12 protein-coding genes are annotated in these 7,951 nt (G+C 69.8%); 8 read left to right on the top strand and 4 right to left on the bottom strand.

Annotated features, from left to right (window positions below; genetic code table 11):
* Nucleotides 1-870: MFS transporter (locus tag IFT89_RS19095; protein ID WP_202939754.1), on the bottom strand; the 870-nt coding region annotated here is incomplete at its 3' end.
* Between the two features lie 83 nt (nt 871-953).
* On the opposite strand from IFT89_RS19095, the gene IFT89_RS19090 reads away from it, so the two are divergent.
* Nucleotides 954-1,268, top strand: coding sequence for an ArsR/SmtB family transcription factor (locus IFT89_RS19090; protein ID WP_064295809.1), 315 nt, complete (start codon nt 954-956; stop codon nt 1,266-1,268).
* Between the two features lie 101 nt (nt 1,269-1,369).
* A complete protein-coding gene (locus IFT89_RS19085; protein WP_086472701.1) occupies nt 1,370-1,687 on the top strand; it encodes a DUF7882 family protein in 318 nt (105 codons plus the stop codon).
* Nucleotides 1,688-1,879: 192 nt separating this feature from the next.
* On the opposite strand, the gene IFT89_RS20440 is transcribed toward IFT89_RS19085, so the two are convergent.
* A complete protein-coding gene (locus IFT89_RS20440) occupies nt 1,880-2,278 on the bottom strand; it encodes a hypothetical protein (protein ID WP_244631851.1) in 399 nt (132 codons plus the stop codon).
* Between the two features lie 332 nt (nt 2,279-2,610).
* On the bottom strand, nt 2,611-3,132 hold the full coding sequence (locus tag IFT89_RS19075) for a MarR family winged helix-turn-helix transcriptional regulator (RefSeq protein ID WP_191940095.1): 522 nt from the start codon (nt 3,130-3,132) through the stop codon (nt 2,611-2,613).
* 131 nt (nt 3,133-3,263) lie between these two features.
* Here IFT89_RS19075 and IFT89_RS20435 point away from each other — a divergent pair, with 131 nt between their 5' ends.
* The 4 genes from IFT89_RS20435 to IFT89_RS19060 are packed head-to-tail and all read left to right on the top strand — an operon-like array spanning nt 3,264 to nt 5,122.
* Nucleotides 3,264-3,566: a hypothetical protein gene (locus tag IFT89_RS20435; RefSeq protein ID WP_124768103.1), complete on the top strand. Its 303-nt coding sequence runs from the start codon at nt 3,264-3,266 to the stop codon at nt 3,564-3,566.
* Nucleotides 3,567-3,573: 7 nt separating this feature from the next.
* Nucleotides 3,574-4,125, top strand: coding sequence for an RNA polymerase sigma factor (locus IFT89_RS19070; protein ID WP_085511244.1), 552 nt, complete (start codon nt 3,574-3,576; stop codon nt 4,123-4,125).
* Nucleotides 4,122-4,739 (top strand): hypothetical protein, encoded by a 618-nt coding sequence (locus IFT89_RS19065; protein ID WP_240043982.1) that lies wholly within the window; start codon nt 4,122-4,124, stop codon nt 4,737-4,739. Before IFT89_RS19070 ends, IFT89_RS19065 begins: the two co-directional genes overlap by 4 nt.
* On the top strand, nt 4,739-5,122 hold the full coding sequence (locus tag IFT89_RS19060) for a hypothetical protein (RefSeq protein WP_202939752.1): 384 nt from the start codon (nt 4,739-4,741) through the stop codon (nt 5,120-5,122). Before IFT89_RS19065 ends, IFT89_RS19060 begins: the two co-directional genes overlap by 1 nt.
* Nucleotides 5,123-5,128: 6 nt before the next feature.
* Here IFT89_RS19060 and IFT89_RS19055 read toward each other — a convergent pair whose 3' ends face one another.
* Nucleotides 5,129-6,067 carry a DMT family transporter gene (locus IFT89_RS19055; protein ID WP_192019615.1) on the bottom strand — a complete coding sequence of 313 codons (939 nt, stop codon included), beginning with the start codon at nt 6,065-6,067 and terminating at the stop codon, nt 5,129-5,131.
* A 72-nt stretch (nt 6,068-6,139) separates the two neighbouring features.
* Between IFT89_RS19055 and IFT89_RS19050 the strand changes: the two genes are divergently transcribed.
* Both IFT89_RS19050 and IFT89_RS19045 read left to right on the top strand, forming a co-directional pair.
* Nucleotides 6,140-7,057, top strand: coding sequence for a LysR family transcriptional regulator (locus tag IFT89_RS19050; RefSeq protein WP_192019614.1), 918 nt, complete (start codon nt 6,140-6,142; stop codon nt 7,055-7,057).
* 90 nt (nt 7,058-7,147) lie between these two features.
* The coding region (locus IFT89_RS19045; protein ID WP_202939751.1) for an alcohol dehydrogenase catalytic domain-containing protein at nt 7,148-7,951 on the top strand (804 nt) is incomplete at its 3' end.

Below are 7,951 nucleotides of genomic sequence, written 5' to 3'. Positions count from 1 at the left end.
GCGGCGGTGGAGCACCGCGGCCGCGACGGCCCCGGCGGCCGGCAGCAGCCCGATGAGGAGCGCCCCTCCGAGCTGGCCGTCCACGCCGAGCTCCGTGTGCATGATGCTCGGCCCGAGGGAGAGGAACAGCCCGCCGGTCGCCCAACCGCCGAGGACGATCGGGATGCTCACGACGAACAACCGTCGGGCATCGACGGGGACGGCTGCGCGGGGTCGGATGGCGCGCGCCCACCCGGGGGTGCGGGCTGCGGTCTCCGGCACGTTCCAGATGGACACCGCGATGAGCAGGTACGCGACCGCCAGCGGTAGGAACGTCCAGCTCGACGGGTCGGCGACCGTCTGCAGCAGGACGCCCGCGAGGATCGTGCCGGAGGCGAGACCGATCATCGGGGCGATGGCGTTCAGCAGGGTCGCCGCTCGTGGCCGCTCGGGCGGGGCCAGATCGATGATCGTCGCCGACAGCGTGGAGAGCAGTGCCCCGCTGGCGAGGCCTTGGAGCACGCGGGCGAGGTACAGCAGCGCTCCGGAGTCGACGTGCCAGAGGAGCAGCATGCTCGCGGCGAGCACGACGAACCCGGCGGTGATCACCGGGCGGCGTCCGAGGTGGTCCGAGACCGAGCCGATCGTGAGGAGCGCGACCAGCAGGGCGAGCGCGTAGGCCGAGAAGGCGATGGTGACGCCGATCGGGCCGATGCCGAGCCGCTCCTGGAGCTCCGGGTAGAACGGTGACGGAGCGCTGGCACCGGCGAGCATGAGTGTGCTGCCGAGCCCCGCGAGGACGAAACCGAAGCGACGGCGCGGCAGCACGGGCGCGCCGTCAGCCGCGGTGGGCACGGGTCGGGTCGGGGGTGACGGGGTCGTCGTCTGCACGGGGCGGGCATCCTTCGGTTCCAAAAATGTCGAACGATTGGACGATACGCGCTTTCCGCTCATTGTTCAACTATTATCGAACCATGCCCGCACCAGCCGATCTCACGCACCCCGACCGCGAGGCGATCGAGCTGCCGGCCGTCCTCTTCGCGCTCAGCGATCCGGACCGACTCGAGATGGTGCGGCAGCTCCGGGACGGACCGATGGACGCCGCGAACTGCACCGCCCTCGACCCCACGATCCCGAAGTCGACGAAGTCCCACCTCATGAAGGTGCTCCGCGAGGCCGGCGTCATCCGGAACGAGCCGAACGGTCGCCACCGCACGCTCACCCTGCGGCGTGACGACCTCGACACCCGGTTCCCGGGCCTGCTCGACGCCGTCCTCGACGCCGACTGACCAGCAATCCCGCCCCTGGCATTCGCGCCGCATCGACGGGAGCTGCCAGAATTGTCGGCGCGGTGATCGACCGCGCAGACGATGACAGGGGGCTGGGGAACATGGGAACGCTGCGGTACGGGAACGAAGCACTCGAACTCGAGGATCGGACCCTCGCCCATGTGCAGATGGTCGTCGTCTCCAAGCTCCGCAAGGGCGAGGCGTTCCTCCTCTCCTGGACGATCGACCCCGCACACGGCTCGGGCCGCTACGCCATCTGGATCGAGACCGGCGTCCCCATCGTCTTCCGGTTCACCGGCTCACGCCCGGTCGCACTCAACCGCACCTGGTTGCAGGCCATGCTCGACCGCACCTACACGCCGGCGGGGCTCGAGCTCATGCCGGAGACCGACTACCCGGAGCTGTCCGCCGACAACTGAGGCACCGCCACCAGCACGATCCCGAGTAGCACAAGCGATCCGACCGTTCAAGCATCGGTCGTCCGACACGTGCTCGATTACCATCGGATCATCGAAGGTCGGGGACTTCTGAGAGTCGGCTCGAGCGGTGCCTGGAGGGCCCGCAGCGCGCGGTCGAAATCGTCGAAGACATTCGGAGGCGGGTCACACGGATCAGACCGTGCGGCCCGCCTCGTATCTGCGATCGCCGCTTGATGCAACGGCGCTCGACGACGCGTCGAGCAGGATGGTCGCGGACGCACGCGGGCCGAAACGCTCGGCGAAGTCGATCTCATTCGGGAGCCAGACATCGCGCCACAACGATTCGTGGTCGCGGCCGAGTCGTTGATCGCGAGCCATTCCGCGCTCGGCGGCGGTGTTCAGGTCGACATCACACCACACGGTCACGTCGAGACTGGGAAGCGCCTCAGGGTGCAGGAGCCCGATGAGGTCGACCACGAGGATATCCGCCTTCGGGAGCGACTCCGGCGCGCCGAGGGCCCGTGCCGACCAGTCATACCGACGGAACTCGCTCTCTTGACGCGCCCGGAACGGATCCAACACGGTGGTCACGAGGCGTCGACGATCCACCCCGTCCCAGTCGGATGACCGCCTGTGCGAGCGAGCCGGGTCGAGGAAGTCGTCGCCCCTGATGCGCGCCGCCCGTGGGAGTTCCGCGACCAGACTTCGCGCGAGTGTCGACTTCCCTGAGCCGCAGTAGCCCGAGATGCCGACAGTGATGGGATGCGCCGTTTGCTGCGAATGACTCTCGACATGGTCGATGAGGGCGCGATATTCCATATGTTGACCATACAAGTGACCAGTCCACGCTGGGTAGGCCGAAGACTCTCGCTCTGCCGGTGGCGGCCTGCGCCTGTGCCGCTCGCGGCAAGTGCCGGGGCGGCTCAGGGCTGCGGCTGCCCCTCGGGCTCGGTGCGGTCGATCGAGTCGACGGCCTCGCGCATGCGGTCGAGGAAGTCGACGATGCCGGCCGCGATCTCCGGTTCGATCCCGGTGGTGGCCTCCATCATGCGGTGGTGCATGTGGCTCAGGGTCTTGCGGACCTCCGAGTCGGCGAAGTCGGTGGTCGAGACGGTGACGCGGCGACGGTCGGTCTCGCTCGGCCGACGGACGACGTGACCCGCCGCCTCCAGGCGGTCGAGCATGACCGTGACCGATGAGGTCTTGATGCCGAGGTAGGCACCGAGATCCGTGGGGCTGACGAGGCGGTGCTCCTGCTTGGCGCGCAGCATGAACCGCAGCGCGAGGAGGTCGTTCTCGCCCATGTGCATCTCGTCGCGGGTCCGACGACGCATGGCGGCCTCGGCAGCACGGTACAGACGCATGGCCTCGAGCATGCGGCGGCCGCGCTCGTGCTCGTCCTGTTCGTACCAGTAGTGCTGCGCGTCAACGGCTTGGGCGGTCATGAAGTCCAACAGTAGTGGTTCTCGTAACGAGATTGTCTAGCGGAGTCTGGATCGCGATGTCAAGTGGGGTACATGCAGACGCATGAATAACTAGATTCTCTAACAACACGAACGTTGAGCAAGGAGCAGTCATGAGCACGGTGTTGGAGCGAGGCACAGGGACCACGGTCGCCTGGGCTGAGCCGGATGCGACCCTCTGGGTCGCCTCGGTCGACGGTGAGTACGCCGGCATGGTCGAGTTCCGGGACGGCCGCTTCGTCGCCGCCTCGAGCACCGGCAAGGACCTCGGAGTCTTCGTCTCCCTGCTCCGCGCCAAGGAGGCGGTGGAGAACGGCCCGGCGAAGACGCTCCAGTTTCCCTACGTCGCCGCGGTCGCCGCGTCCGCGATCGTGTCCGCGACCGCTGTCGCCTTCACCGCGTTCGCCGTCCTCTAGCCACACCGTGAAGCGCTCGCTCGAGGTCCTCCCGGACGGCATCCTCGCCGAGCGCGCAGCCGACGGAGACGCCACCGCCTTCGAGGTCCTCGTCTTCCGGCACGGTTCCCTCATGCGCGCCTACGCCGTCCGCGTGCTGGGGAACCAGTCGGAGGCGGAGGACGTCGTGCAGGACGTCCTCATCCAGGCGTGGGGACAGCTCGACCGGCTGAACGACCCGAACGCGGTGAAGTCCTGGCTGATGCGCATGGTCTCGAACCGGGCGATCGACCGCATCAGACGCCGCCGCGAACACAGCGAGATCGAGGATTGGAATGCCCCCGCTCCGTCCCATCAGTCCCCGGAACGGGTCGTCGAGGTGCGCATGCAGATGAGCGCCCTCGCTTCGGTCCTCGACCGACTCCCTGCCATGCAGCGTGAGTGCTGGATGCTCAAGGAGACGGGCGGGCTGTCGTACGTCGAGATCGCCGAGTCGCTCGGGGTCCCGGCCTCGACGGTGCGCGGCCAGCTCGCGCGGGCCAGACAGACCGTCCTGCGGGAGATGGAGGTGTGGCGATGAACGACGACGACCACGAGTCCATGCTCGACGACCTGGCCGGCGCCGACCTCGACGGGCACACCATCGATGAGCTCTCCGACTACCTCGACAGCGGCCGTGAGCCCCTCGACCCCGACATCGAAGCCTCCCCCGGCTGCCAACTCGCCCTCGACGCCCTCCTCCGACTGCGCACCCAGACCTGGGCACTGCTCAAGTCGGAGGCGGCGACGCACTCCGAGCAGGACCGCTCCTGGATGCACGCGGTGCTCCAGAACATCTCGCTCGAGGCGCACGCCGGTCGGGACATCCCGCTCAGGCACCCCGACCCCGAGGTGCACCTGCGCATCACGGAAGGCTCCGTCCGCACTCTGATCCGCGGGGTGGGCGACAGCGTCGGCGGGGTCATCGTCGGTCGGGTCCGCCTCGACGGCGATGTGACGACCCTGGACGCGCCGATCACGGTGGCGATCACCGCCTCGGCCGCGTTCGGCAACAACCTCGAACGGCTGTCGCAGCTCATCCGGGATCGCGTCGTCGCGGAACTGGCCACGCACACCGAGCTCAACGTGGTCGCCGTCGACGTCACGATCATCGACATCCACACGCAGCGCGTCGCCCGGCCGGAGGACTCCTGATGGACACCGATGCCGCGCTCTCGCAGCAGCTCACCGCCGTCGTCGCCGCGACACCGGGGGTCACGACGGTCTACGCGTCCGGGTCGCCGATCCGTGCGGTCCTGCGGACCGTCGCCGACGCGGTCGGGCGTGACGACGACAAGCCGACGAAGGTGGCCGTCGGTCGCGGAGCCGACGGCGCGCTGACGATCGGCGTGACCATCGGCGTGACCGACGGGGCTCCGGTCCCGGCGACCCTCCGTCTCGTCGGCGACGCGATCCGCGGCGTGCTCGCGACGTCGATGGCGGAGACGCCGATCCATGAGATCGACGTCCGCGTGTGCCGGATCGAGGACGCAGCACCGCTGGGAACGCCGCTCACGGGCGCGGCGACCACGCTGTAGACCCCGTCAGACAGGCGCCGGCTCCTGCTGCACCGAGGGTGCCGTGCCGGTCGTCCGCGCGCGGTGGCGGCGTTCGATCGCCTGGCCGACATAGCTCGCCACGATGATCAGCGCCGCACCGAGCGCACCCAGCGGGCCGATCACCTCCCCCGCGATGAGCACGCCGACGAGGAGCGCCCAGACGGGTTCCGTCCCCATGAGGATGCTCGCGCGCGAAGCCGAGGTCCGCCGCACCGCCCACAGCTGGACGACGAATGCGAACACGGAACACAGCAGACCGAGGAACAGCACGTCCAGCCAGCCGTGCAGATCGAGCAGCGTGACAGCCGCAGCGAGACCGTCACCGGCGATGAGGCTGAACGCCCCGGCGCACACGAGCATCTGGACGAACACCACGCCGAGCGTGCTGTCGGTTCGACCTCGCGTCAGGTGCGCACTCGACGTCACGTGCACCGCACGGACGACGGCCGCGGCGATCACGAGCGCGTCGCCCGCGGTGGGTGCGCGGAGACCGCCGTCCGACACGAGCAGCGCGACACCGACCACGGCTGCGACCGCGGCGACGAAGTAGGACCTCGGGAGCCAGGACCGCGACGCGACACCGTCGAGCACCGGCGTCATGACGAGCGCGAGGCTGATGAGCAGCCCGGCGTTCGTCGCCGAGGTCAGGTGCACGCCCCACGTCTCGAGGCCGATGATCGCGGCCTGCGAGCAGCCGAGTGCCGCCGCGATCAGCAGGCCCCGTCGGCGAGGGAGCCGCTCCCGCCGCACGAGGCAGATGAGCCCGATGGCGATCACCGCCACCAGGAACCGCAGGGCGACCGCCGCCGGCACACCGGTGACGGCGGCGAGGTCCTTCGCCGCGAGGAAGCTGGCGCCCCACACCGCCGCGACCCCGACGAGCAGCACATCGACGATGAGTTCGGAGGGTGCGCGGCGGGCCATGCCGCTACTCTCCAGGAGACGGACACGATAGAACAACAGGCAGTGTCTGGATCGACGATGAAGGAATGACTTATGGATCCCGCTCGCCTCCGCCTCCTCCGCGAACTCGGCGACCGCGGCAGCGTCGCCGCGGTCGCCGCAGCCATGCACGTCAGCGCCTCGGCCGTGTCGCAGCAGCTCGCCGCCTTGCAGGCCACGATGCCGGTCCCGCTCACGGAGAAGCACGGGCGTCGACTCGTCCTGACCGAGGCCGGCGAGGCCCTCGCGATCGCCGCGTCACGCGTGGAGGAGGCACTGGCCGAGGCACGGGACGCCGTGGACTCCTTCCTCCAGCATGAGCAGCGCCCGGTCAGCGTCTCCGCGTTCCACAGCGCCGGCCTGGCGTTCTTCGGACCGCTGCTCACGCAGGTCGGGACGGGAGCGGAGCCGGTCGCGACACCGCGGCTCCTCCTCGCCGACGCCGACGTCGCGCAGGACCGGTTCGCCGGGCTCACGGCGGACTACGACCTCGTCATCGCCCACCGGCTCCCGCACGAGCCGGCGTGGCCGCTCGACCGCCTCGTCGTGACACCGCTGCTCGTCGAACCCCTCGACATCGCGATGCACGAGGCGCATCCGCTCGCGGCGCGGTTGGAGCTGCGACCGGAGGATCTGCGCGACGAACGCTGGATCTCCACGCACGAGGGCTTCCCGCTCGCCGGCGTCCTCCATCATCTGGGCGCGCTGAGCGGCCGGGCGCCGCGGATCGACCACCGTATCAACGAGTTCTCGGTCGCCGCCCAGGTCGTCCGCACGGGGGCGGCGATCGCCGTCATGCCGCGCACCACGGCGGCACCGTTGGCGGTCGACGGCATGGTCCTCCGACCGGTCGCCGGCGCGGTCCTCGTCCGGCATGTCGACGTCCTGGCGAGACCGGAGGCGATGGCGCGATCCGCGGTCCGGTCGGTGCTCGCCAGCCTCCAGCGCGTGGCCGCCGACGCGACACGCTGAGCTCGTATCAGCCCTCCGACGAGACGTCCACCCCCAGTCGCCCGACGTCCAGGAGGCGCAGGGTGGAAGGACAACGACGAAGGAGCATCCATGCGCGCACTCACGTACCAGGGTCGCCGTTCGGTGTCGGTCGAGACCGTCCCGGACCCCGCGATCACCGCCCCCACCGATGCGATCATCCGTGTCACCTCGGCAGCCATCTGCGGCTCCGACCTCCACCTCTACGAACTGTTCGGCCCGTTCCTCGACCGCGGCGACGTCCTCGGCCACGAGACGATGGGTGTCGTCGAAGCCGTCGGCTCGGAGGTCACCCGCGTCGCGGTCGGCGACCGGGTCGTCATCCCGTTCACGATCGCGTGCGGCGAGTGTTTCATGTGTCGCAACGGGCTGCAGTCGCAGTGCGAGACGACCCAGGTGAAGGAGCACGGCAGCGGCGCCTCCCTGTACGGCTACACGAAGCTCTACGGCCAGGTGCCGGGCGGACAGGCCGAGTTCCTGCAGGTCCGACTCGCCGACGCGAACTGCATCGTCGTCGGTCGCGACCTGCCCGACGAGTCCTACCTCTACCTGAGCGACATCCTCCCGACCGCCTGGCAGGGCGTCGAGTACGCCGGGGTGCCGGACGGCGGCTCGATCACCGTGCTCGGCCTGGGCCCGGTCGGCCAGCTCGCGGCTCGCATCGCCAAGCACCGCGGTCTCGAGGTCTTCGCCGTGGACCCGGTGCCGGAGCGCCGTGCCCTCGCCGAGCGCTACGGCATCCGTGCCCTCGACCTCTCGGACGACGTGGTCGCTGAGCTCCGCGACGCCACCGGCGGACGCGGCCCGGACGGGGTCGTCGACGCCGTCGGCATGGAGGCCCACGGCTCACCGATCGCGGCTGCGGCACAGACGGCC

This window comes from Plantibacter sp. CFBP 13570 (assembly GCF_014841395.1).
Classification (GTDB): Bacteria; Actinomycetota; Actinomycetes; order Actinomycetales; family Microbacteriaceae; genus Plantibacter; species Plantibacter auratus.
Note: the sequence above shows the minus strand (reverse complement) of the source record. Positions and strands in the feature narration are given on the sequence as shown.